Here is a 22,582-nt window from a genome sequence, read left to right on the forward strand (position 1 = left end):
GGTCAGGCCTGCTGGCTGGAGACGGAAACCGTCTCACCGGTCATGTAGCTGGACAGGTCGCTGGCCAGGAACATCATGACATTGGCGATTTCCCAAACCTCTGCCGGGCGACCGAAGGCCTCCTTCTGCACCAGCTTCTCCAGCGCCTCCTGCGTGGTCACCTTGGCCAGGAACGGATGCATGGCCAGGCTGGGGGAGACGGCGTTGATGCGGACATTATGTTCAGCCGCCTCCAGGGCGGCGCAGCGGGTGAAGGCCATGACGCCGGCCTTGGCGGCGGCGTAATGCGCCTGCCCCTTCTGCGCGCGCCAGCCCAGGACGGAGGCGTTGTTGACCATCACCCCCGACTTGGCCGCGTACATGGCGGGCAGGAAGGCGCGCGTCATGCGGAACAGCGATGTCAGGGTGACATCCAGCACTCGGCTCCACTGTTCATCCGTCATGTCGATGATGGAACCCTCGCCGCCCAGGCCGGCATTATTGATGAGGACATCGACACGGCCCAGCTCCGACAGGGCCGCATCCCGCAGGCCCTGCACTGCTGCTTCCACCGTGACATCGCAGACAAAGGTGCCGGGTCGCTTTCCGACTTTTTCCGCGATCCGGTCGGCGGCCTCACCCAGCCGGCGTTCATGGAAGTCGCTGATCAGCAGGGTGGCCCCTTCCTCTGCCGCGCGCAAGGCGGCGGAAAAGCCGATGCCGGTGCCGGCAGCGGCGGTGATGACGACGGTTTTACCGTTCAGCAGGCCGCGCGGCTGGGGGTAGGGGGGGACGGGGCAGGGCGTGGTCATGAGGCGTCCTTCAGGATGATCCGGGCGAGCGCCTCCCGATGCTGGTCGGCCGTGCCAAGCCAGCTTGCCGTTGCGCGCGCGCGCTTGAAATAAAGGTGGGCGTGATGTTCCCAGGTGAAGCCGATGCCGCCGTGAAGCTGGATGGCGTCGCCGGCCACCGACCGGAAGGCGTCGCTGACATAGGCGCGGGCAACGGCGCAGGCCTCTGCCAGCTCGGTACTGCCTTCCTCGTCGATGGCGGCCGCGGCGTAATAGGCGGCGGAGCGGGACGCCTCCACCAGCAGCATCATGTCGGCCAGCATATGCTTGACCGCCTGGAATGACCCGATCAGCCGCCCGAACTGGATGCGCTGCTTGCTGTAATCGACCGTGGCGTCGAGGCTGTATTGCATGGCCCCCGTCTGTTCGGCGGCCAGCAGTCCGGCCCCGATGGTCAGCGTGCGGTCGATGGCGGCCTTGGCCCCCCCCGGCGCTCCCAGCACCTGATCGTCTGTCACTACGCAGTCGAAGGACAGGCGGGCGAAGCGGCGGGTGCGGTCCAGGCTGGGTAGCGGTTCCACCGTCAGGCCGGACGTGCCGGCCTCCAGCACCACCAGGCTGTCATCGGCGGTGGCGACGATGAACAGGTCGGCGACATGGCCGAAGGTGGCGAAATCGGCGATCCCGGACAGTCTGCCGCCGGCCAGGGTGGGCCGGGTCGCGGTCCCGGCGAAGCAGGCGCGCGTGCCCGTTGCCAGACGCGGCAGTAGGGTGGCCTTCTGTTCCTCGCTGCCCGCCCACAGCACGGCCTGCACCGCCAGCACGGCCGTTTCAAAGAACGGGACGGGTGCCAGGGTGCGGCCCGTCTCCTCCAGCACCAGCGCCATTTCCACGGCCCCCAGACCGGAACCGCCATGGGCTTCCGGTACCATCAGCCCGGCAAAGCCCATCTCTACGGCCAGTCCCTGCCACAGGTCGGCGTCGAAGCCGGTCGGCCCCTCCACTGCCTTGCGCACGATGTCGGGGCCGGCCGCTTGCGACAGATAGTCGTGGGCGGCGGCCTGGATGGCGCGTTGATCCTCGGTGAGCGCGAAATCCATGGGTCAGGATGCTCCATAGACCGGCTTGGCCGGTTCACGGGTTGCGATCAGCTTGCGGACGATGCCGTCCATCTCGCCCGCGTCGAAGCGGGCGCCCTTCTCGAAGGCCTGACTGTCGGTCCAGCCCTGGGACAGGAATAGCGTGCCGCCCTTCAGTTCGAAGACCTGACCGGTCACGCCCTTGGACTCTTCGGACACCAGATAGCAGACCAGCGGGGCCATGTTCTCCGGCGCATAGACGTCGAACTCCCCTTCCTTTGCCGCCATGTTGAAGGCGCCGGTGCTGGTCATCCGGGTGCGGGCGTTGGGGGCCAGCGCATTGGCCGTGACGCCATAGCGCGCCAGTTCGGCGGCCTGAACCAGCGTCAGGGTGGCGATGCCGCCCTTGGCCGTTGAATAGGCCGACTGGCCCACCGACCCCTGAAGCCCGGCACCGCTGGTGGTGTTGATGATGCGGGCATTGACGGGATGGCCGGCCTTATGCTGCGCGCGCCAGTAATCGCAGGCATGGCGCGTGGTGCAGAAATGGCCGCGCAGATGCACGCGCAGCACGGCGTCCCATTCTTCCGGGGTGCAGGTAAAGAACATGCGGTCGCGCACGAAGCCGGCATTGTTGACCACGGCGTCCAGCCGGCCAAAATGGCTGATCGCGGCATCGACCATGCGTTTGCCGGCATCCCAGTCGGCGACGTCATCGGTATTGGCGACGGCTGCGCCCCCCATGGCCCGGATCTGGTCCACCACCTGTTCGGCGGCGCCCTTGGTGGCCCCGGCCTCGCCATGGGTGCCCACACCCAGGTCGTTGACGACGACCTTGGCGCCCTCGGCCGCCAGCGCCAGGGCATAGGCCTTGCCCAGACCATTTCCGGCACCGGTCACGATTACCACCCGTCCTTCACAGATACCCACGTTCAGCTCCCTTGATGATTGGCTTGCGCCCGGCGTTCGCGCTCGGCAGCGGCGGGGCCGCGCAGGCGAACGGCGATGGCGTCGGATTTCGGGCGGGGGCGGTCGGCCTCCGGTGCGGGAAGCGGTGCCGTTTCGATGAAATCGGTCAGTGCCTCCCGCGTCAGGCGCTGGTATTCCCCGGTTCCATCATTGCGCCAGGTGATCTGATGCGGCTCAAAGCTGCGTACGATCCGGGCCGGGTTGCCGGCCACCAGGCTGCGCGGCGCGGTCACCATGTCCGATTTCACCAGCGACAGGGCGGCGATCAGATTTTCCGGCCCGATCACGGCATCGTCCAGCACCACGGCATTCATGCCGACCAGCGTATTCTCGCCAATCTCGCAGCCATGGATGATGGCGCCATGCGCGATGGTAGCCCCGCGCCGGATGATGGTGTCGCGCAGGGTATTGGCGTGGACGGTGACGCTGTCCTGGATGCTGGCATCGCCTTCCACCACGATCCGGCCGAAATCACCGCGCAGGGACGCGCCTGGCGCGATGAAGCAGCCCGGCCCCACGATCACATCGCCGATCAGCGACGCCAACGGATGGACGTAGCTGGTCGGATCAACGACCGGGACGATCCCCTGATAGGCATAACAGGGCATGGCGTGGCTGCTCCCTTAAATTCAAAGGCGTTCAATGATGGTGACGTTGGCCTGACCGCCGCCCTCGCACATGGTCTGCAGGCCATAGCGCCCGCCCGTTCGCTCCAGCGCGCCCAGCAGCGTCGTCATCAGGCGCGCGCCGGTGGCGCCGATGGGATGGCCCAGCGCGATGGCACCGCCCTGGACATTCACCTTCTCGTGCGGGATGCCCAGTTCCTTCATCCAGGCCATGGGAATGGAGGCGAAGGCCTCGTTGCATTCGAACAGGTCGATGTCATCGATGCTCATCCCCGCCTTGGCCAGCGCGTAGCGGGTGGCCGGGATCGGACCGGTCAGCATCCAGACCGGATTGTCGCCGCGCACCGACAGGTGATGGATACGTGCGCGGGGCTTCAGCCCATATTCCTTCACGGCCCTTTCGCTGGCGATCAGCAATGCTGCGGCGGCGTCGCAATTCTGGCTGGCGATGCCGGCGGTGATGATCCCTCCCTCGTTCACGGTCTTCAGCGCCGCCAGCCCTTCCAGGGTGGAGGTGGGGCGCACCGTCTCATCGACGGCGAAGTCGCCGACCGGCGCGATCTCGTTGCGGAACCAGCCGGCGTCGATGGCCGCCTGCGCGCGGCAGTGGGAGACAAGCGCGAATTCCTCCATCGCCCGCCGGCTGATGCCCCACTTGGCTGCGATCATCTCCGCCGACTTGATCTGGTCCACGGTTTCAGTGCCATAGCGGGCCAGCCAGCCGGGGGAGGTCAGGAAGGGGCTGTCGAAGCCATATTCCTTGCCGGCACTCATCGCCGCCATGATGGGAATGCGGTTCATCGCCTGGCTGCCGCCGGCGATGACCAGATCCTGCGTGCCGCTCATCACCCCCTGGGCCGCGAAATGCACGGCCTGCTGGGAGGAACCGCACTGGCGGTCGATGGTGACGCCGGGCACCTCCTCCGGCAATCCCGCGACCAGCCAGGCGGTGCGGCCGATATCGCCGGCCTGTCCGCCGATGGTTTCCGTGCAGCCCCAGACCACGTCATCGACGGTCAGGGGATCGATGCCGGTGCGGGCCAGCAGCGCCTTGATCGGATGCGCACCGAGGTCTGCCGGATGCATGGCCGCCAGACTGCCCTTCTTGCGGCCGACGGGGGTGCGGACGGCGTCGATGATATAGGCTTCAGGCATTTTCTATCTCGCGGGCGAAGGTCTGGTCGGGGCCGGTCGGCTGATTGAACAGCCGGTGGGTGACGCGGGCGCGGTGGAAGGCGGGCGTGCCCCAGCTCTGCGTCAGGGCCAGCGTACGTTTCAGCAGCAGATGCACATCGACCTCCCAGCTATAGCCCATGGCGCCATGCACCTGGATGGCGGCGCGGGCGGCCTGATCGGCGGCTTCCAGCGCCACGATCTTGGCGTGGCTGACGCGGGCGCGGGCCTGGGCGTCGCGGTGGCCGATATCGGCGGCGGCGGCCAGTACGACGGGGCGGGCGAATTCGATGGCGACCTGGGCCGAGGCAAGGTGGTGCTTCACCGCCTGATAGGAGCCGATGGGCTTGCCGAACTGCTGCCGGTCCTTGGCATAGGCGACGGCCATGTCAACGGCGCGCTGGGCCAACCCCAAACCTTGGGCCGCCGCGAACAGGGCCCCGCGATCCAGCGCCAGATCCCAGTCGGCGGGCCCCAGCGCCTGGACCCGTGCTGGGTCCCAATCGACGCGGAACAGGCGGCGAAACGGGTCGATGCTGGGTTCGGCGACCAGCGTCACCTGATCGGGCGTGGCCAGAAAGGCCTGCCCGTCTTGGTGTAGCAGCAAGGCGGCGGCCGTGTCGGCATTGGCAATGAACGGGTTGAGTGGGTGCGCGATGGCGATGCTGGCGCCGGGATCGGCCAGGATGTCGCTGTCCGGTGCCAGTGCGGCCAGCATGGGGGTGGCGATGCCCGCGCTTTCGACCAGCGGATCGGGCAGGGCGACATAGCCCGCCTCCCGCGCGATCAGGGCGAAATCCACCTCCGTCAGGCCGATGCCGCCAGCACTTTCCGGCAGCAGGATCAGCGTCAGGCCGGTTTCCACAATCGCCTGCCAGCGCGCGTCCTGACGGGACGTGCCGGTCTCCATCATCCGGCGCCAATGGTCGGGCGTGCAGGTGTCGGTGAACAGGGTGCGCGCCGTTTCCACGAACATCGTCTGTTCTTGGGAGAGGGTGAAATCCATGGCTGCGTCCCCCCCTCAGCGCGGCAGGCCGAGCATGCGCTCGGCGATGATGTTGCGCTGGATCTCGTTCGACCCGGCATAGATCGGACCGGCCAGCGCGAAGATGTAATCGTCCAGCCAGTCACCGGGGCTGGCATCTGGCGCGTCCGGCATCAGTTCGGCCAGCGGTCCCAGGATGGCCAGCGCCGTACGGTGCAGATGGATGTCCAGCTCCGACCAGAAGATCTTGTTCGTGCTGGCCTCCGGCCCGATCCCGGCCCCGGCCATCAGGCGCGAGGCGGTCTGGTAGATGTTCAGCGCGTAGGCTTCCGCATTCATGTGCGCGCGGACGACATCGGCCTCCAGGGCCGGATCGGCGCTGTCACGGTGCGCCTTCCACAGATCGGCCAGTTTGGCGGCCGCCACCTGATAGCGCGCGGGCGACCGCAGCATCAGGCCCCGTTCGAACCCGGCGGTGGCCATGCAGATGTGCCAGCCCTGGCCTTCCTCACCCAGACGGTTGAATACCGGCACCCGCACATCTTCCAGGAATATCTCGGCGAAACCGACATGGCCGTTGATCTTACGGATCGCGTTGACGGTGACGCCGGGCGCTTTCAGCGGGAAGAAGATCAGGCTCAGGCCCTTGTGCCGCTCGCTGCCCGGTTCCCGGAACAGACCGAACGCCCAGTCGGCGAACACGGCGCGGCTGGACCAGATCTTGTGGCCGTTCAGGACATAGTTGTCGCCATCGCGCACCGCCGTGGCGCGCACGCCGGCCAGATCGCTGCCGGCCTGCGGCTCCGACCAGGCTTGCGCCCAGATTTCCTCGCCCGAGGCCATGGGCGGCAGAAAGCGCTGTCGCTGTTCATGCGTGCCGAATTCGATCAGCGTGGGGCCCAGCAGGAAGATGCCGTTCTGGTTCACGCGGCCCGGCGCGCCGGCCCGGTAATATTCCTCCTCGAAGATCAGCCACTGGATCAGGTCAAGGCCACGGCCCCCATATTCCCGTGGCCAGGTCACCATGCCCCAATCGCCGGATTTCAGCGTGCGTTCCCAGGCGCGGTGCGCCTCGAAGCCCGCACGGGTCGCATCGAAATGCTCCAGCGGCTGGGCCGGCACATGCGCTTCCAGCCAGGCACGCACCTCGGCGCGGAAGGATTGCTGTTCGGTCGTGTAGGTCAGGTCCATCAGAACACCGCCGTGCCTTTGCGCTCTGCGAAGGCGTCGCGCGCCTTCTGGCTGTCTTCATGCATGTACATTTCGAGCGTGAAGCCCTGTTCGATGCGGTAATTGTCGGACGGGTTCGTCGGCTCGATCAGGTTCAGCGCCTGCTTGGCGATGACCAGCGCGGTACGGCTTTTCGCGGCGATGATCTCGCAGAAAGCGAACGCCTCTTCCTCCAGCCGGTCCAGCGGCACGATCTTGTGAACGGAGCCATGGCGGTGGGCATCCTCCACGGGGATACGGCCGCCGGTGAAGAAATTGGCCCGGACCATCTGGATCGGCAACATGCGGGACATGAACGCCGCCCCGCCCATGGCACCGCGATCAATCTCCGGCAGGGAGAAATAGGCGCCCTCGGCCGCGATCAGCGCGTCGCAGGCGCCGGCAATGTTGACCCCGCCACCGATCACGAATCCGTGCAGCGCGCCGACCACGGGCACGGCGCAGTCGCGGATGGCCTTGAAGGTCAGGTAATTATCGCGGTTCAGCTTGGCGATGCGTTCGGGATGGGCCGCCATCTCCTTGATATCGACGCCACCGCAAAATCCGCGTCCCTTGGCGCGGATCAGCACGCAGCGGACATCTTCGTTGACCGACGCCTGATTGACCAGGGCCGGGATCGATTCCCAGCCCTTGGTGTCAAAGGCGTTGACCGGCGGGTGGTCGAACAGGATTTCGGCGATTCTGTTGCGGATGCTGAGCGTGATGGGCACGGCAGACTGCTCCTTTCAGGCGGTTTCGCGGCCCAGCGCGGCGAGTGCCGCCAGGCGGTCATGGGCCTCCGCAACGATGCGGTCGATCAGGTCCTGGCAGGTGGGTACCTCGCTGATGCGGCCGCCCACCACGCCCGTTGCCATCACGCCGCGTTCGATGTCGCCTTCGACCACCGCCTTCTGGATCAGCATGGGCATGGTCGCGGCCATCATCGCCTGTTGCAGCGGCATGGCGCCGTGGGCCGTCATGGCACGGGCCGATCTCAGCATGTCCAGCCAGGAGGCACCGGTCTGCGCCTTCATCTGGCGCCCGGCTTCCAGCGCGCGCAGCCACATGCCGATGCGGCCGGACCGTTCGATCCGGTCCATCAGCTTGGTGCGCACCATGCGTTGCGGAATGCCGTCCAGCTTGGTAGTGACGACGATACCGTCGGTGGTGGCCGCCAGATAGCCGGCCTTGGCGCTGTCGGGGACCGGGCTTTCCCGGGTCAGCAGGAAGCGGGTGCCCATGGCGATGCCGACCGCGCCATAGGCCAGTGCCGCCACCAGCCCGCGCCCGTCGGCAAAGCCGCCGCTGGCGATGACCGGAACCTTCACCGCGTCCAGCACCTGCGGCAGCAGCACGGTCGTGGGCACCGAACCCGTATGCCCGCCGCCTTCGCCGCCCTGCACATTCACCATGTCGACGCCAAGCTGCTCCATCTTCTGGGCGTGCTTGACGGCACCGACGGTCGGCACGCACAGGATGCCGGCATCCTTGAAGCGGCCGATCATCTTGGCGTCCGGCCCGCGGCCGAAGGAAACGGCACGAACCTGTTTCCGGTTGGCGATAATCAGATCGACAATGCGGTCGGCGCCCGGCTGGAAGCTGTGGAAATTCACGCCGAAGGGGCGGTCGGTGCCGCGACGCACCGCCAGAAGCTTTTCCCGCGCCTCATCCGGGGTCATCACCGCCGCACCCAGAAACCCGAACGCGCCGGCGTTGCTGCTGCCGATCACCAGGCTGGGTTCCGCGACCCAGCCCATGGCCGTCTGGATGATCGGCCAGCGGCAGCCCAGGCGGCTGACCAGGATCGTGTGCAGCGGCTCGCCCATCACTGATCCCCCGCCTGCTTTTTATTGGCGGCGGCCATGGATTTGGCATCCATGCCACCCAGGCTGTTCTGCGACACCAGATCGCTTTGCGCGTGGGCGAAGTGATGCATATGGAAATGCGCGTCGGTGGCGGTACGCTTGCCGCGCAGATCCTCCACATGGTTCAGCGCCTGCTTGGTCAGCCAGTTGCCCAGGCGCGACCGCGTCGCCAACTCGTCGGCGATCTTCTTCACATCGGCCAGCAGATTCTCTCGGGTGGACAGCCGGTTGACCATGCCGAAATCATAGGCGCGCTGCGCCGGCATCCGTTCTCCCAGTAGGATGAATTCCTTCGCGATGCGGGGCGGCAACTCGAAACCGTGCGCGAAATATTCAACGCCCGGAATGCCCATGCGGTTCACCGGGTCCTGGAAAAAGGCATCCTCGGTGGCGACAATGATGTCGCAGACCCAGGCCAGCATAAGGCCGCCAGCCACGCAGGCGCCCTGCACCGCGGCGATGGTCGGCTTCGGGATGTCGCGCCAGCGGCGGCACATGCCGATATAGACCTCATGCTCGCGGGTATAAAGGAACTCCGCCGCCGGCTTGTTGGTATGGTCGGGCACCAGCATTTGCCGCTGCCACGATGCGGTGACATCGCGGCCCGGCGTGCCGATATCGTGCCCGGCGGAGAAATGCTTGCCTTCCCCGCGCAGGACGATGACGCGGATGGCGTCGTCATCCACCGCCCGCCGGAACGCCGCATCCAGCGCATAGGTCATCTGGCTGTTCTGGGCGTTGTTATAGGTCGGGCGGTTCATGATGATATGTGCGACCGCGCCATCCACTTCGTACCGGACGGGCTCAATCGTTTCGTAGACGATCTCCACCTTCTTCGGCTCAACCAGATCGTTCATGGCGTCCCCCTCATGCGGCGCGGCGGTCGCCCGGCGGGTTGTCTTTCAGGGCCGTGTGCCGTACCCCGTTCGGATCAAGCTTGGCGATCAGAGCCAGTTGTTCGGCCGTTGGTGCCGGGGTAACCGGGATGTCGCCCGTCGACCGGGCCAGGGGGAAGCCGGTATTGTCCTGCACTTCCTCGAACGTGACGCCGGGATGCAGCGACTTGACGCGGATCGCGTGGTCCGGCCCCTCGAAATCCATCACGCAGAGGTTGGTGACGATGATGCGCAGGTCCAGCCCCGCAGGCTGCTTGCCATTCAAGTAGCGCTTGGGGTTGAAGCCCGCCATGCAGACGAAATCGACCTCTCCTTCTACAAAGGCCCGCTTGTTGTGGCTGGTGAAGAAGAAACTGTTGGGATGGCTGATCGAGTTGCCGGGAAAGCCACGCGCGCCCAGCATCGCCGATTTTGGCTTCTTATGGTCGCCGATGACGCTGATATTGGCCTGGCCGTAGCGGTCGATCTGGACGGGGCCGACCATCGCGTGGCGCTTGCCGCCCCACAGGGTGGAGAACACCCGATCGTAATGGGACAGGCCTTCCAGTTCCGGCGGTGACGTCGGCTTGCCCGGACCCAGCGGCTCGGTCGTGTACCACACCTCACCATCGGTGGTCTGGATGGCGGGGCTGAAGGTCTTCTTGGCAAGGCCGGCGCCGATGCGGGGCAGGGGGCCGATCCCGGTCGCCATGATCTCACCACTGTCACGCCACGCCTCGGCAGCGGCCACGATCATCAGTTCGGCGAGCGAATAGAGGCTGTCGGTCATGTCTCTCGCTCCTCAATAAACCGGCTTGGGAAGGGCGGTCAGCGTCGCGGGACCCCCGATGGTGGCGAGGTAGGCGTTCTCGTCCACATCCACAAAGGCGGCTTTGTAGGCGGCCCAGGCCTCGGGCGAGGTCGCACTCTCGACATAGGTTTTGATGTGCTTAAGATCGAGCTGGTAATCCGGCGCGGCACTGGTCGGGTGCGCACCGAACGGCGTCTCGGCCACGCCCGTTATCCGGGCGCGTTCAACCAGATTGAACCGGCTGTTGGCCGCCATGTCGAGTTCGGCGGTCGGCACGATCTTCTCCACCGTGGCATAGGCCCTGTCGGCAGCACGCACATAGAGTTCATCGAAGAACGGATCGGGGCTGAGCGTCAGCAGGTTGCCGCGTTCATCCGACCGGTGCGCGTGGATCAGCGCCACGTCCAGCTTGATCGCCGGCATGGCCACCAGTTCCTCGCCATCCTCATACGGGCTTTTCACCAGTTTGAAGCCCGGCTGGGTGATGATGTCGGTGCCGATGCCGATGCGCGTGGGCAGGAAGGGCAGTTTCATCGCGGCAGCCCGCAGGCCCCAGTGGAACATGCCCTCATCCAGTTCCAGCACCTCAAAGGCGCCGGCCTGGCGCGCGGTGCGGAAATGCGGTTCCAGCGGATAATGATCCAGGCTGACGAAGGCGAAGACCAGCTTGCGGATTTTGCTCGTGGCGGCCAGCAGGCCAACCTCCGGCCCACCATAGCCGGAGACCAGGGTAAGATCCTTCAGGCGTGATCGGGCAATGGCGCGAACCAGCGCCATCGGCTTGCGCCGCGTCGCCCACCCGCCGATGCCGATCGTCATGCCATCGGACAATGTGTCGACGATGTCGTCGACGCTCATGCGCTTGTCGAGCATAGTGTCAGTCATCCTTCTCGTGGGCCCATTTGTGGCCCCAGTCACTGATCGACAGGCTGGTCGTGGTCACCCAGGTGGCCGGGTCGATGATCAGACCGTTCCAGCCATATTCCAGGTCAAAGCCGCTGGGCGTCTGCATGTAGAAGGACGTCATCTTGTCGTTGACGTGACGGCCCAGGGTCGCAGACAGCGGCACCTTGCCCTTGCTTTTCAGCACGCGGTCATAGGCACGGCCCACATCCTCCAGGGCGGCCACTTCCAGCATCATATGGACGGCGCCGTTCGGGCTTTCGGGCAACTGGCCCAGGGCAAGACTGTGGTGGCGGCCATTGCGGGCATGCAGGAAGGCGAAGCCGACGCCCGGGTCTTCCGGACCGCCACCGCCCAGGTAGAAACGGCCGAGGTCGGTGTCGCCGAAGCCCAGCACATCCTTGTAGAAGCTGTGCGTTTCCTCAAAATTCGGCGCGGTCAGGACGATGTGGCCCAGGCCCATGTCGCCATTGGCTCCGGTGACGAAGCCTGTGACGCCGGCCTTGGAGACGAACGGCGCATAATCGTAGAAGCGGCCGTAATAAAGCTCCATCGGGTTCCCGGCCGGGTCGCTGGACCGGGCCAGCGCATAGACCTTCCGTTCCCGCGCCTCCATAATGTCGGCGATCTCCACCGGCCGGCCCACTGCGCGCAGCCTGTCCAATGCGGCATCGAGCTCAGCCTTGCCGGCAAATTCCCAGCCCGGTGCGACGAACGCATCCTTCTCGCCCTTCTGCACCCACAGCCGGAAGGCACGGTCGTCGATGCGGAACAGAAGCACATCCTCCCGGTTCGACTCGGCCGGCATAGCCCCGACGACGTCGACGGCGAAGTCGCGCCATTTGGCAAGATCCTGGGTCTCGATCACAACGTAGCCCAATGACTGTACGGCCATCTCTGAATGCCCTCGCTTCGAAAACGATATCGGTCCGTAGTGCCGGCTGACGGCGGCCGCAGGGGGTGGGCTGCTGAGGGTCGGCGGAACTGATCGTTGGATTGTATTCCACTATCTACGCAAACACGCAATCTTTTACGGATTGATGCATATAAAGCAGTGATATTTTCGGATTTCATTTATGATGCATCGCAACCCGCTTCCGACTTGGAATAAGGGCGCGAATGAAAAAACGCAACCCCCCATCGCTTGACGGTTTGCGTTTTTTTAAATAAATCTATCTACGCATATCGGTATCATCCATGTGCGAAAAGACTGGAGATGGGTAGAATGAACGCGAGGACGGCACCAATCCGGCAGGCGGATGATGAAACGGGTGTGGCACCCGCCCCCTCAGCGCTGATCGAGCGCGCACGGGCGATGATCCCCACCCTGCGGGGGCGGGCCAGGGATTGCACGGTGGGGCACAATGTGCCGGCGCAAACGATCGCCGAATTGCGGGATGCCGGCTTTTTCCGCATTCTCCAGCCCAAGCGCTGGGGCGGGTACGAGATGCATCCCAATGTGTTCTTCGAGGTGCAGAAGGCGCTGGCCGAGGGTTGTATGTCGACTGGCTGGATGTTCGGCGTGGTCGGATGCCACCCCTATGAACTGGCCCTTTTCGATGAGCGCGCGCAGGCCGACGTCTGGGCCGAAACGCCGGATATGCTCGTTTCTTCCACCTATCAGCCCGTCGGCAAGGTGGAGCCGGTAGAGGGTGGCTTCTATCTGTCAGGCCGCTGGGGTTTCTCCACCGGGTCCACCCATTGCGGCTGGGTGCTGCTGGGTGCCATCAATTTCGCGACCGGCGGTCCGCCGGATATGCGGAGCTTCCTGCTGCCCGGTTCCGACTATAAGGTAATTGAAGGCACCTGGGACACGTTCGGCCTGCAGGGCACCGGCAGCTTCGATATCGTGGTGGACCGGGTTTTTGTACCTGAATACCGCACGCACAAGGCCAGCGACGGTTTCGCCTGCAAGAATCCGGGCCAGGTACTGAATGACGGGCCGCTTTATCGCATGCCCTGGGCGCAGCTTTTCATGCGGTCGGTTTCTACATCGGCCTTTGGTGGCGCACGTGCGGCGATTTCGGCCGCGATGGAGATCATGAAAAGCCGTGTGTCGACCAATACAGGCAAGGCATCCAAGGCCGATCCGTTCCTGCATGCGGCCATCGCGCGTGCGCATGCGGAGGTCAACGAGATGGAGTTGACCCAGCGCGCCACGTTCGAGGAACTGATCGGCTATGCCGAGCGTGGCGAGGTGGTTCCCATGGAACGACGGGCCCTGTTCGCCTACCAGTCGTCCAGTGTCGTGCGCCGCATGGCCGATCTGGTCGACGACATGGTGAAGCTGCTGGGTGGCCGCGCCGTCTATATGTCCAGCCCCATCCTGCAACCATGGCTGGACCTGCTGGCGGCCCGCGCGCACGTCGCCAATGATCCCGGCAATCGCAACAGCGACGTGATCGGTACGATGCTGGGCGAACCGCCCGCCTTCACGTTCCTCTAATGGAGGCGACTGGCATGGCCAAAGCGATTTTGTGCAAGACCCATCGCGTCAGCGGCGGCCACGACATTGTCGTGGCCGAAATGGGGGCGGGTCCTGCGGTGGTGTTCATCCATGGCAGCGGCCCTGGGGCGTCAGGACAGTCCAACTTCCGTCAGAATGCGCCCTCGTTTGTGGATGGCGGCTACCGTGCCATCCTTCCCGACCTGATCGGCTATGGTGCGTCGTCGAAGCCGGAAGGCATCGACTACACGCTGCAACTGTTCACCGACACGCTGTACGAGGCGTTGATCGCGCATGGCGTCGAGAAGGCGACGCTGGTCGGCAATTCGCTGGGCGGTGGCATCGCCATCCAGATGGCGCTCGACCATCCGGAATTCGTTGATCGTCTGATCCTGATGGCGCCGGGCTGCATCGAGGAGCGGGAGGAATATTTCAAAATGCCCGGCATTGCCGGCATGGTGAGTTCCTTCGGCGGCCCGGACTTCAATGAGAATGAGCAGCGGCGCCTGATCACCAACCTTGTCTATGATCCCGTCCATGTCACCGACGAACTGGTGAAGGAGCGGTTCGCCGTGGCCCGCACCCAGCCCAAGGATGTGATCGTGCGGATGCGGACCCCAAACCTGCGCCCGCGCCTTGGTGAACTGGAGATGCCGATCCTGATCTTCTGGGGCTTCGCGGAACGGTTCATGCCATTGACCGGCATCAACTATTTCCTGGAATCCTGCGATGATGTCCGTGTCGTCACCTTCAACAAGGTCGGACATTGGGTGCAGGTGGAGCGGGCAGACGAGTTCAACCGCCTGTCGCTGAGCTTCCTTCATGGGTAGTGCTGAACAAACCCTGGGCGATGGGATGCCGTTGGCGTTCCGGGGCGCCATGCGCCGGTTGGCCTCGGCTGTCGGCATCGTTACCGGCCTGGGGGTGGACGGGCCTGTCGGCATGGCTGCGACCTCCATCACCTCGCTGACAATGGAGCCCCCGGCGATCCTGTTGTGTGTCAACCGTTCGGCGGGCCTTCACGCCTGTCTGCTGCCGGACGCGCCGCTTTGCGTCAACATTCTGTCGCGGCATCAGCAGGAGGTGTCGATAGCGTTTGGCGGAGCCATGCCCAGAGATCAGCGCTTCCGCGTCGGCCAATGGGAAAGCGACGCCAATGGCCTGCCGATACTGTGTGAGGCGCAGGCCGGTCTCTCCTGCCGCATCGATCAAGTGGTGCCCTATGGCACGCACAGCATCGTCATCGCCCGTGTCGAGGCGGTGCGGTTGAGCGGGCCTGTGTCACCGCTGATCTACCAGGACGGGGCCTATTTGTGATGCGGCTCTCGCTGGACCATCTCACCGTCACCGACGCCACCCCGTCGCAACTGGCCGATCTGGCCGCCGCGACGGGGTGCGCGGGCATGTGCCTGTTCCTGCATTCGATGGACGTGCTGCCCCGAATGCCGGTGTACGATCTGATCCGGGATGCGGCCGAACGCCGGGCGACAAAGGCCGCCATGGCAGCGGGCGGGGTGGTGGTCGATCTGGTCTATCCCTTCACCATGGCCGGTCGGACGGAGGTGGCGGGGTTCGAACCGGCCTTGGCGGCGGCGGCAGATCTGGGTGCGCCGTTGGCCAATGTGCTTTGCTATGACCGCGATCCTGGGCGCCGAGCCGATAAGCTGGCGGAACTGGCGCTGCTGGCCGCCGGTTACGGCGTTGGCCTGTCAATCGAGTTCTATCCGCCATCGCAGGTCCGCACCCTTGCCCAAGCTCTGGCGATGATCGATATGGTTGGGCGCGCGGATATCGGTGTAACGCTGGACCTGCTGCATGTGATGCGGGGTGGGGATTGGCAGGACAGTTGGACGCTACTGGCCGATCCGCGCATCCAGATCGCGCAGATCAGCGATGGCCCGACCGCCATGTCTGCTGACCTTATCGAGTGGGAGGCGGGGCTTCAGCGGCTGTTGCCGGGCGAAGGCGCCTTCGACATCCGCGCCTTCATCGGGAATGTTGCCGCCGGTGTGTCGTTCAGCGTGGAAGTGCCCCAGGAAGCGGCCATCGCCGCCGGCATCCCGGCGCTGGACCGGGCACGCAATGCGGTTTCCGCCACAAGGCGCCTGTTTGCGTAAGGCCTGAAGGGGGCCGATATTTCCCGGAGCAGCATCGCCACGGTCTGCTTCTGGCCAGGATGTGCGGGTCAAGATTCATGTTTTTCGCGATGGTCTGTTGACAGAATTACGCATTATGGGCTGCGTCGCAGGTGCGAACATGGCTGGCGGTCGGAGATTATGTTCTGATATAACTGCGAAATGCGTAGTTGGGGATGTTGTAGGGAACCCGTAGAGAAATGCAGATAAGAAGCGGCAAGGCCATTACGCCAGCATCATTGGACGCGCTGGACAATAGTATCATTGCGATCCTTCGCTCCAACGGTCGGGCGACCAATCAGGAGATCGCAGAACGGCTGTCCATCACGGCGGCGACCGTGTCCGCCCGGCTGCAGCGGATGGACGAGGCGCGAGCGATGCGCGTTGTGGCGGTCACCGACTTCTCAGCCCATGGCTACAATCTGCTGATCGCGCTTGGCGTCAAGGTGCAGGGCCGGGATGTGTTTGAGGTAGGGCGCGATCTGGCCAAGCTTGACGAGGTGTTGAGCGTCAATGTGATGACAGGGGGGCACGACCTGGAACTGCTGGTTGCCCTTCATGATCTGTCGGAGTTCAATGGTCTGCTGTCGGAGCATATCTCCGCGGTGGAAGGGGTCTACCAGATCAGCCCCGGCATTGCCGCCGACATTGTCAAATTCGAATTCAATGTGGTGCCGCTATGAGTGAGAGTGCCAACGGTGTGAAGCTGGACGATCTGGACCGGGGTATCGTCCAGAAACTGGCCCGCGATGCGCGTGTGTCGAACCGGGCCATTGCGGCGGAATTGGGCGTCACCGAAGGAACCATCCGAACCCGCATCAAGCGGCTTCAGGTGGACGGCCTGATCCAATTCACGGTCGTGACGGATTTCCGCATGGCTGGATCACCCAACCTGTGCATGATGGGGATCGATGCGCAGCCGTCCCATGTGGCCGAGCTGGCGGAAACCTTGTCCGCCATGCCGGAGATAGGGTGCGTGATCAAGCTGTTGGGTCGGTACAGCCTGCTGGCCATGGGTCTGTTCACCAGCATCGAACAGCTGAATGATCTGGTGACCAGCCGCATCCGCCCGCTGGCGGGCGTACGCCATGTCGATATTTCGATTTCAGTACATAATCTGAAATACGAAGCCGGGATGGCGAAGGTGTCTCTGCCGAAGCGGCGGGTGGAGACGGTTTAGGCTCCACGACCGCCGCCCGGTAGGGTCGTGTCGTCAGGCTGCTGCGACAATCTGGTTGAGCGAGGGGGCCAGAGCATTACCCGTTTTGGGGCAGTGGGTGCCCGACGGGCCGTACATGGCGGCCACACAGCGGTTGCAGGCATCGCAGCCCGATCGGTGCGCCGGATTGATAGCGAAGTGATTGATCAAGGCCGGGTCATGGACCAGGGCGCGGGCGATCACAGCCGCATCGAAGCCTTCATTCAGGGTTTGCTGTGCGGCAGCCAGCGAAAGGACGCCGCCCAGATAGCCCAACTGGCATGTTACGGCAGCCCGAACCTTGCGTGCGGCTTCCAGGAAATAGAGTTCTGAGAAACGCAGGGCTTTCGGTGTTGTCAGCTTCAGCAGGCCAAATTGCAGCTTGCTCTTCCAGCCCGGCGACAGTTTAGCCAGGTCGTCATAGGGCAGGGGGCTCTGGAAGATGGCCCAGGCGGCCTCGATATTACGGCCACCGGACAGGACCAGCATATCGGCCCCTGCCGCCTCCAACACCCGGGCTGTGATAACGGCATCCTCCGCCGTCGCGCCGCCCTTGACCCCGTCATAGAGGTTGATCTTGGCCAGAACGGCCAGCCGCCCGCCCACGGCCCGTTTCACGGCGGCCAGGATTTCCGCCGGATAGCGCGCTCGACCGGCCGCATCCCGGCCATATTCGTCACGCCGCTTATTGGACAAGGGTGAGATGAACTGGTTCAGCAAATAGCCATGGCCCATATGCAGTTCCACGGCATCGAACCCGGCCGTTTCCGCACGCAAGGCGGCGGCCACGAACTCGTCGCGCACCTGATCCATGTCTGCGCGGGTCATGGCCCGTTGAAATGGCCTGCCCATCAGCACGCCGATCTGGTCGATACCGCCGCTGGCCGACATGGCACGCGGCGTCGACAACTCCTTATGCTGGACAAAGCTGCCGGCATGGGTGATCTGGGCCGATGCCCGGGCGCCCTGGGCATGCACGGCGTCGGTGATGGCGCGGTAGTGCGGAATGGCGGCATCGTCAAGCACGCCCTGGCTTGTGAAGGTGCGCCCGTCGGGCGACACCGCGATATAGGCCAGCGTGGTCATGCCCACGCCGCCGGCTGCCAGATTGCGGTGGAATTCCAGCAATGCCTTTGTCGGAAGACTGTCCTTGGTCATCATTTCGTTGGCGCCGGACCGGATGAAACGGTTGCGCAGCGAAATCGGCCCGATCATCACGGGGGAAAGGGCATTGGCCATGATGTGGCTCCAGCTTGTCCTGGGGGATGGGGACGGGCATGGCGGTGCCGTGGCAGGACCGCCAAACCTGAGCCGAACCATCAGAGCAGTTGCACCACCTCTATCAGGTGGCCTTCAATATCGCTGACAAAGCCGACCTTCACGCCGTGTGCTGTGTCGTTGTAGGCGGGCTGTACCAACGTGCCGCCAGCTTCTACCGCACGCGCGATGAAGGCATCGACGTCGGGCGTGATGAAACCCAGGATCACCTCGTCATTGGACGGCTTCTGCGCGTCCAGGAATTTCAACAGCACGAAGGTCGCGGCTCCCTGATAGGCTGGTGCAAACAGGATTTCGCTGATCTTGCGACCGGCGATTTCCGCCTCGACCCGCCCGGTTTCCGTCAGTTCGCAGACCTTCTTGTAAAATTCGGCCGTCGCTTCCAGGTCGTTCACCAGCAGCTTGGTGAAGCCCAGCATCGTAAAGGGAACCTGCATTCCATCCTCCCCAGTTTTTCTGTAATGAACATATAAAGAAGGCGGGGGAAGCCGACCGGGCCTTCCCCCGCCTTCAGCCACCGCACCGGTCAGGCGACCAGACGCAGCGGAGACAGCGGCGCTTCCGGCGGATAGATCGTCGGGCGACCCACGTCGTAAGCGGCATTCAACGTGCCGATGAACACAGGGTCCACCAGCGGGTTGGTTGGGGTTTCGATCTGGATGCCCTTGGCGCGCACATCCTTGATCAGGGTGTCGAACACCCGGTCGAAGGTCAGGTCGTCGCTATGGTCCATGTTCTTCTTCAACTCAGCGAAATCCTCGAACACTTCCGCAGACCAATGGACCAGGAAGCGCAGTTCATCGGTGTGATACCGGGCGATCTCCTTCTCGCCGGTCTTTACGACCCAATGATCCTTGCTGTCGGCAGCGCCAGAGAACAGGGAGGTAAAGTCCAGCCCCTCCGGGAACCGCTGGTCCAGGGGGCCATTGGCCTCGCCCCGGTGCACCATCAGTTCATTCTGTACCAGGACACCCCGGTTATAGACCGGCGGCAATAGACGCTTGGGTGCGGCGCGCGGTCCGTCAGGCCAATAGGTGAAGCCGCTTTCCGGGTCATGGCTGAACCAGGCAATGACCTGCGCCATCTTGATCAGATAATCGCGGAACAGGCCCGACTTGGCCATGACGGAGCATAGCCAGGTTGGCGCATTCTCGTACCGGATGCCCCGGAAACTGGGGCTGTCCAAATGGCCCGGATCGTTGTTTCCGCACGGGCCGTTCACGTTGAACAGCATCATCTGCGGCTTGGCGTACTTGGCTCCCCAATAGCCGCGCGCCAGATCCAGGAAGCGGCTGTTGAAGAAGCAGTCATCGATTTCCGGGAACAGGCAGGCCGAATAGTTGGCATAGAAATTCCGGAAGGTCGGCGTCAGGAACATGTCCAGCGACGGCGTTACACCCTCCGGGAAGCCACCGGACAACGTGGCGATCAGGGCTTCCGGTGATGAGAAATGCTGCGCGATGATCAACTTGTGCGGACCGCTGTCGCGCACCACACCCAGCAGGCGCTGGAGCTGGTCAGGCGTGTAAAGATCGGTCAATTCACGCGGCGGTGCCACCGGGCGAAGGATCTTCGCCAGTTCATTCTTATGTGCTTCGGTCAGCATTTGTTTCCTTCCCATATGCGGCGGTCGGTTGAACCGCTTCCGATTCTGTAGTAAGTAAGCACTTACAATAATTCGGCGTCAAGGCCCTTCGGGGCATCCGAACCCCCACTGGACGAAACGGCGGAATGCGTCCATACAATAGCCGAAATATACGCAAAGTTGGAGGAAAAGTTGGAGCGTTTGAAGGATCGCGTTGCCATCATTACCGGCGGCGCCAAGGGGATGGGTGCTGCCATGGCGCGCCTGTTCGCGCGCGAGGGCGCGCTGGTCGTTGTCGCCGATGTGGCGGAAGAGGAGGGGCATGCGTTGGTGACCGACCTTGGCGCCGGTGCCATGTTCCAGCGTCTGGATGTCGGTCTGGCGTCGGATTGGGAGGCGCTGGTGGCGGCCGTCCTTGAACGTCACGGTCGCATTGATGCCCTTGTCAACAATGCCGGTATTGTGCATTTCGCCGATTTTGCCAGTCTGACAGAGGAGGCATTTGACCGCGTGCAGCGGGTGAACGTGAAGGGTACCTTCCTGGGGCTCAAGATCGTGGGCGGCGCCATGGTGGCGGCTGGCCGTGGCGCCATCGTCAATTTCTCCTCCATCGACGGGTTGCGCGGCAGCAGCGGCGTTGCGGCCTATGTCGCTTCCAAATGGGCGGTGCGCGGGCTGACACGATCGGCAGCGCTGGAATTCGGCCATCGTGGTGTGCGGGTCAATTCCATCCATCCCGGTGGCATCGACACGGAGATGGGCAATCCCATGCGCCTGACCGGCGCTTCCAAGAACCTTGGGTACGAGGAAGTGCCCCTGCAACGCATGGGCGAACCCGGCGAGGTGGCCGCCGCCGCTCTGTTCCTCTGTTCCGACGATGCGTCCTACATCTGCGGGGCGGAACTGGCCGTCGATGGCGGCTGGAGCGCTGGCCATTACCACGTCTCGCTGCCGGGCGCGCCCGCCAGCATCGCCAAGCCGATGTCCCTGTAATCAACGGGAGGAAAGAATGTCCGCGAACGAGGCCGCTGCGGTCCGGCGCAGCCTGGGTCATATCGCACTGCATTACCGCAATCCGCAGGAAGGTCCGCTGGCTGCGCGCCTGCTGGGTCTGGTCGGATTCCAGGTTGTCCAGGATTTCCCGCTGCCCGATGGCAGTCGCTTCTATCAACTGGTGCTGAACCCGGACGAGGGCGGGCGCGGGCAGGGGATCGTGTATCTGTCGGCCCTGCCGGAACCCGACCGCGCCCTGCAGGCCGCCATCCATGCGGCCCTTGGCGTGGGCACGGGGGCTGAGCATCCCTCTGTCACTAACTTCCGCGCGGCCCAGGCCAGCGATCCGGAATATGGTTTCCATGTCGGTATCCTGGCTGACAGCCTGGAATGGATCGAACAGACCATGCTGACACTGAAGGACTGGTCGCAGAATGATCCGGATTTCAAGGGGCGGCTGAATCTTCTGTCCAACCGCTCACGCCGGGGTACCGATGCCGTGGACCAGCGGCTGGACGCGTCACCCGTGTTCGGGGGTACGCCGCGTTACACCTATGGCCGCCATGCCGTGCAGGCCTTTGTCGATACCGACATCTTCGCCGCCGGCCCGCTGGGCGAGAAGCTGGTGATCGAACTGGACTATGTGTTCCCCGGCTATCCCGAAAACATGTTCACGAAGACGGAATTCTGAAGGGCGCCGCCCTCAGTCTTTCCAGGGAGGAAAAATGAAGTTCGATCCACAGCTTGAGCCGTTCATTGCCGGAATGGCGCAGTTCCCGAAGATGGATCAGGTGCCGTTGGCCACCATGCGCGATCTGGTGCGCCAGGCATCGACCAGCTTTCCCAAACTCGACCTGCCCATGGGGGAGATCAGTGACCGGCTGATCGATGGACCCGGTGGTGCCCTGCGCGTGCGCATCTATCAGCCGGCGACCGGCATGCCGGCACCGGTGCTGGTTTATTTTCATGGCGGCGGCTTCGTCATGGGGGACCTGGACACGCAGGACATGATCGCACGCGGCCTGTGCCATGCGGCGCAATGCGTGCTGGTGTCGGTGGAATACCGGCTGGCGCCCGAATATCCGTTCCCGGCCCCCGTCGATGATTGCTGGGCCGCCACCCTGTGGGCCGCCGAAAACGCGGCGGAGATCGGTGGCATCCCAGGCAAGATCGCTGTTGCCGGCGACAGTGCCGGTGGCGTGCTGTCGGCTGCCGTGGCGTTGCGGGCGCGCGACGAGGGCGGACCGAAGCTGTCGGCGCAGGTGCTGATCTATGGCGGCGACGGCTATCCCACGGGAGAGGGGGAGACCTGGAAGCGCTATCCCCACGCGCCGCTGTCTGACATCAAGGATGTGCTTTATTTCTGGGACGCCTATTTGACCAGGCCCGAAGACCGGGAGAACCCGCTGGCCTCTCCCGGACGGGCGACGGATTTCCGGGGGGTGGCTCCGGCGCTTATCATCACCGCGGAATATGACAGCACCAGCGATGATTCCGAGGCCTATGGCCGAAGGCTGATCGCGGCCGGGGTGCCGGTGCTGACCCGCCGCTATATCGGCGCCATCCACGGCTTTGTGTCCTGGCTGGGCATGGTGGATTGCGCCCGTTCTGCCATTGATGATGCCAGCGGCTGGCTGAAACTCTGCTGGGCGCGGTGACCGGTCGCGCTGTCCCTGAAGCCC

General features: G+C 64.2%; 25 protein-coding genes. 9 read left to right on the forward strand and 16 right to left on the reverse strand.

The features are described 5' to 3' along the window. Nucleotides 1-2: 2 nt before the first annotated feature. From ACODTW_RS17095 to ACODTW_RS17155, 13 genes are read right to left on the reverse strand one after another with little or no spacing between them, the layout of a single operon-like run. Nucleotides 3-791 carry an SDR family oxidoreductase gene (locus ACODTW_RS17095; protein WP_488947265.1) on the reverse strand — a complete coding sequence of 263 codons (789 nt, stop codon included), beginning with the start codon at nucleotides 789-791 and terminating at the stop codon, nucleotides 3-5. Further along, entirely contained in the window at nucleotides 788-1,870 is a 1,083-nt protein-coding gene (locus ACODTW_RS17100) for an acyl-CoA dehydrogenase family protein (protein WP_488947266.1), read from the reverse strand. Before ACODTW_RS17100 ends, ACODTW_RS17095 begins: the two co-directional genes overlap by 4 nt. Nucleotides 1,871-1,873: 3 nt before the next feature. Then, nucleotides 1,874-2,779: an SDR family oxidoreductase gene (locus tag ACODTW_RS17105; RefSeq protein ID WP_488947267.1), complete on the reverse strand. Its 906-nt coding sequence runs from the start codon at nucleotides 2,777-2,779 to the stop codon at nucleotides 1,874-1,876. Between the two features lie 2 nt (nucleotides 2,780-2,781). After that, nucleotides 2,782-3,426, reverse strand: coding sequence for a phenylacetic acid degradation protein PaaY (locus ACODTW_RS17110; RefSeq protein WP_488947268.1), 645 nt, complete (start codon nucleotides 3,424-3,426; stop codon nucleotides 2,782-2,784). A 21-nt stretch (nucleotides 3,427-3,447) separates the two neighbouring features. Continuing rightward, entirely contained in the window at nucleotides 3,448-4,599 is a 1,152-nt protein-coding gene (locus tag ACODTW_RS17115) for an acetyl-CoA C-acetyltransferase (protein WP_488947269.1), read from the reverse strand. Beyond that, the gene (locus tag ACODTW_RS17120) at nucleotides 4,592-5,623 is read right to left on the reverse strand and encodes an acyl-CoA dehydrogenase family protein (protein ID WP_488947270.1); all 1,032 of its coding nucleotides are present in this window, start codon (nucleotides 5,621-5,623) and stop codon (nucleotides 4,592-4,594) included. Before ACODTW_RS17120 ends, ACODTW_RS17115 begins: the two co-directional genes overlap by 8 nt. A 15-nt stretch (nucleotides 5,624-5,638) precedes the next feature. Then, a complete protein-coding gene (locus tag ACODTW_RS17125; protein WP_488947271.1) occupies nucleotides 5,639-6,793 on the reverse strand; it encodes an acyl-CoA dehydrogenase in 1,155 nt (384 codons plus the stop codon). Further along, a complete protein-coding gene (locus tag ACODTW_RS17130; RefSeq protein WP_488947272.1) occupies nucleotides 6,793-7,542 on the reverse strand; it encodes an enoyl-CoA hydratase family protein in 750 nt (249 codons plus the stop codon). Before ACODTW_RS17130 ends, ACODTW_RS17125 begins: the two co-directional genes overlap by 1 nt. 15 nt (nucleotides 7,543-7,557) lie before the next feature. Continuing rightward, entirely contained in the window at nucleotides 7,558-8,637 is a 1,080-nt protein-coding gene (locus ACODTW_RS17135; protein WP_488947273.1) for an NAD(P)H-dependent flavin oxidoreductase, read from the reverse strand. Continuing rightward, nucleotides 8,637-9,533 (reverse strand): enoyl-CoA hydratase, encoded by an 897-nt coding sequence (locus ACODTW_RS17140; protein ID WP_488947274.1) that lies wholly within the window; start codon nucleotides 9,531-9,533, stop codon nucleotides 8,637-8,639. The genes ACODTW_RS17135 and ACODTW_RS17140 overlap by 1 nt, the downstream gene beginning before the upstream one ends. A gap of 10 nt (nucleotides 9,534-9,543) precedes the next feature. Then, nucleotides 9,544-10,341, reverse strand: a complete 798-nt coding sequence (locus ACODTW_RS17145) for a CoA-transferase subunit beta (RefSeq protein WP_488947275.1) — start codon at nucleotides 10,339-10,341, stop codon at nucleotides 9,544-9,546. Between the two features lie 12 nt (nucleotides 10,342-10,353). Continuing rightward, entirely contained in the window at nucleotides 10,354-11,235 is an 882-nt protein-coding gene (locus tag ACODTW_RS17150; RefSeq protein ID WP_488947276.1) for a CoA transferase subunit A, read from the reverse strand. Between the two features lie 4 nt (nucleotides 11,236-11,239). Next, complete coding sequence (locus tag ACODTW_RS17155; protein ID WP_488947277.1) at nucleotides 11,240-12,160, reverse strand: VOC family protein; 921 nt, start codon at nucleotides 12,158-12,160, stop codon at nucleotides 11,240-11,242. 330 nt (nucleotides 12,161-12,490) lie between these two features. On the opposite strand from ACODTW_RS17155, the gene ACODTW_RS17160 reads away from it, so the two are divergent. The 6 genes from ACODTW_RS17160 to ACODTW_RS17185 all read left to right on the forward strand — a co-directional run bounded on the left by ACODTW_RS17160 (nucleotide 12,491) and on the right by ACODTW_RS17185 (nucleotide 17,026). Further along, nucleotides 12,491-13,711, forward strand: coding sequence for an acyl-CoA dehydrogenase family protein (locus ACODTW_RS17160; protein WP_488947278.1), 1,221 nt, complete (start codon nucleotides 12,491-12,493; stop codon nucleotides 13,709-13,711). A 14-nt stretch (nucleotides 13,712-13,725) separates the two neighbouring features. Next, the gene (locus ACODTW_RS17165; protein ID WP_488947279.1) at nucleotides 13,726-14,541 is read left to right on the forward strand and encodes an alpha/beta fold hydrolase; all 816 of its coding nucleotides are present in this window, start codon (nucleotides 13,726-13,728) and stop codon (nucleotides 14,539-14,541) included. A gap of 25 nt (nucleotides 14,542-14,566) precedes the next feature. Continuing rightward, on the forward strand, nucleotides 14,567-15,028 hold the full coding sequence (locus tag ACODTW_RS17170) for a flavin reductase family protein (RefSeq protein WP_488947280.1): 462 nt from the start codon (nucleotides 14,567-14,569) through the stop codon (nucleotides 15,026-15,028). Continuing rightward, nucleotides 15,028-15,828, forward strand: a complete 801-nt coding sequence (locus tag ACODTW_RS17175; RefSeq protein WP_488947281.1) for a sugar phosphate isomerase/epimerase family protein — start codon at nucleotides 15,028-15,030, stop codon at nucleotides 15,826-15,828. Before ACODTW_RS17170 ends, ACODTW_RS17175 begins: the two co-directional genes overlap by 1 nt. 218 nt (nucleotides 15,829-16,046) lie before the next feature. Beyond that, entirely contained in the window at nucleotides 16,047-16,529 is a 483-nt protein-coding gene (locus ACODTW_RS17180) for an Lrp/AsnC family transcriptional regulator (protein ID WP_488947282.1), read from the forward strand. Continuing rightward, nucleotides 16,526-17,026, forward strand: a complete 501-nt coding sequence (locus ACODTW_RS17185; RefSeq protein ID WP_488947283.1) for an Lrp/AsnC family transcriptional regulator — start codon at nucleotides 16,526-16,528, stop codon at nucleotides 17,024-17,026. Before ACODTW_RS17180 ends, ACODTW_RS17185 begins: the two co-directional genes overlap by 4 nt. Before the next feature lie 33 nt (nucleotides 17,027-17,059). Here ACODTW_RS17185 and ACODTW_RS17190 read toward each other — a convergent pair whose 3' ends face one another. The 3 genes from ACODTW_RS17190 to ACODTW_RS17200 all read right to left on the reverse strand — a co-directional run bounded on the left by ACODTW_RS17190 (nucleotide 17,060) and on the right by ACODTW_RS17200 (nucleotide 19,928). Then, nucleotides 17,060-18,283 (reverse strand): NADH:flavin oxidoreductase, encoded by a 1,224-nt coding sequence (locus tag ACODTW_RS17190; RefSeq protein WP_488947284.1) that lies wholly within the window; start codon nucleotides 18,281-18,283, stop codon nucleotides 17,060-17,062. 80 nt (nucleotides 18,284-18,363) lie between these two features. Continuing rightward, on the reverse strand, nucleotides 18,364-18,759 hold the full coding sequence (locus tag ACODTW_RS17195) for a VOC family protein (protein ID WP_488947285.1): 396 nt from the start codon (nucleotides 18,757-18,759) through the stop codon (nucleotides 18,364-18,366). 89 nt (nucleotides 18,760-18,848) lie between these two features. Beyond that, complete coding sequence (locus ACODTW_RS17200) at nucleotides 18,849-19,928, reverse strand: hypothetical protein (RefSeq protein WP_488947286.1); 1,080 nt, start codon at nucleotides 19,926-19,928, stop codon at nucleotides 18,849-18,851. Between the two features lie 171 nt (nucleotides 19,929-20,099). Between ACODTW_RS17200 and ACODTW_RS17205 the strand changes: the two genes are divergently transcribed. Genes ACODTW_RS17205 through ACODTW_RS17215 form a run of 3 tightly spaced genes read left to right on the forward strand, consistent with a single transcriptional unit; the run spans nucleotide 20,100 to nucleotide 22,558 of the window. Next, nucleotides 20,100-20,900, forward strand: coding sequence for an SDR family NAD(P)-dependent oxidoreductase (locus tag ACODTW_RS17205; protein WP_488947287.1), 801 nt, complete (start codon nucleotides 20,100-20,102; stop codon nucleotides 20,898-20,900). A gap of 16 nt (nucleotides 20,901-20,916) precedes the next feature. Next, nucleotides 20,917-21,591, forward strand: coding sequence for a hypothetical protein (locus tag ACODTW_RS17210; protein ID WP_488947288.1), 675 nt, complete (start codon nucleotides 20,917-20,919; stop codon nucleotides 21,589-21,591). A 34-nt stretch (nucleotides 21,592-21,625) separates the two neighbouring features. Beyond that, nucleotides 21,626-22,558 carry an alpha/beta hydrolase gene (locus ACODTW_RS17215; RefSeq protein WP_488947289.1) on the forward strand — a complete coding sequence of 311 codons (933 nt, stop codon included), beginning with the start codon at nucleotides 21,626-21,628 and terminating at the stop codon, nucleotides 22,556-22,558. Nucleotides 22,559-22,582: the final 24 nt, after the last annotated feature.

It is taken from the genome of Niveispirillum sp. FG148, assembly GCF_057809655.1.

Coding starts and splice junctions, on each gene's coding strand:
- ACODTW_RS17095 (WP_488947265.1), bottom strand. CDS start 791: ATGACCACGCCCTGCCCCGTCCCCCCCTACCCCCAGCCGCGCGGCCTG.
- ACODTW_RS17100 (WP_488947266.1), bottom strand. CDS start 1,870: ATGGATTTCGCGCTCACCGAGGATCAACGCGCCATCCAGGCCGCCGCC.
- ACODTW_RS17110 (WP_488947268.1), bottom strand. CDS start 3,426: ATGCCCTGTTATGCCTATCAGGGGATCGTCCCGGTCGTTGATCCGACC.
- ACODTW_RS17115 (WP_488947269.1), bottom strand. CDS start 4,599: ATGCCTGAAGCCTATATCATCGACGCCGTCCGCACCCCCGTCGGCCGC.
- ACODTW_RS17120 (WP_488947270.1), bottom strand. CDS start 5,623: ATGGATTTCACCCTCTCCCAAGAACAGACGATGTTCGTGGAAACGGCG.
- ACODTW_RS17125 (WP_488947271.1), bottom strand. CDS start 6,793: ATGGACCTGACCTACACGACCGAACAGCAATCCTTCCGCGCCGAGGTG.
- ACODTW_RS17135 (WP_488947273.1), bottom strand. CDS start 8,637: ATGGGCGAGCCGCTGCACACGATCCTGGTCAGCCGCCTGGGCTGCCGC.
- ACODTW_RS17140 (WP_488947274.1), bottom strand. CDS start 9,533: ATGAACGATCTGGTTGAGCCGAAGAAGGTGGAGATCGTCTACGAAACG.
- ACODTW_RS17145 (WP_488947275.1), bottom strand. CDS start 10,341: ATGACCGACAGCCTCTATTCGCTCGCCGAACTGATGATCGTGGCCGCT.
- ACODTW_RS17150 (WP_488947276.1), bottom strand. CDS start 11,235: ATGCTCGACAAGCGCATGAGCGTCGACGACATCGTCGACACATTGTCC.
- ACODTW_RS17155 (WP_488947277.1), bottom strand. CDS start 12,160: ATGGCCGTACAGTCATTGGGCTACGTTGTGATCGAGACCCAGGATCTT.
- ACODTW_RS17160 (WP_488947278.1), top strand. CDS start 12,491: ATGAACGCGAGGACGGCACCAATCCGGCAGGCGGATGATGAAACGGGT.
- ACODTW_RS17165 (WP_488947279.1), top strand. CDS start 13,726: ATGGCCAAAGCGATTTTGTGCAAGACCCATCGCGTCAGCGGCGGCCAC.
- ACODTW_RS17170 (WP_488947280.1), top strand. CDS start 14,567: ATGCCGTTGGCGTTCCGGGGCGCCATGCGCCGGTTGGCCTCGGCTGTC.
- ACODTW_RS17175 (WP_488947281.1), top strand. CDS start 15,028: ATGCGGCTCTCGCTGGACCATCTCACCGTCACCGACGCCACCCCGTCG.
- ACODTW_RS17180 (WP_488947282.1), top strand. CDS start 16,047: ATGCAGATAAGAAGCGGCAAGGCCATTACGCCAGCATCATTGGACGCG.
- ACODTW_RS17185 (WP_488947283.1), top strand. CDS start 16,526: ATGAGTGAGAGTGCCAACGGTGTGAAGCTGGACGATCTGGACCGGGGT.
- ACODTW_RS17190 (WP_488947284.1), bottom strand. CDS start 18,283: ATGGCCAATGCCCTTTCCCCCGTGATGATCGGGCCGATTTCGCTGCGC.
- ACODTW_RS17195 (WP_488947285.1), bottom strand. CDS start 18,759: ATGCAGGTTCCCTTTACGATGCTGGGCTTCACCAAGCTGCTGGTGAAC.
- ACODTW_RS17200 (WP_488947286.1), bottom strand. CDS start 19,928: ATGCTGACCGAAGCACATAAGAATGAACTGGCGAAGATCCTTCGCCCG.
- ACODTW_RS17210 (WP_488947288.1), top strand. CDS start 20,917: ATGTCCGCGAACGAGGCCGCTGCGGTCCGGCGCAGCCTGGGTCATATC.
- ACODTW_RS17215 (WP_488947289.1), top strand. CDS start 21,626: ATGAAGTTCGATCCACAGCTTGAGCCGTTCATTGCCGGAATGGCGCAG.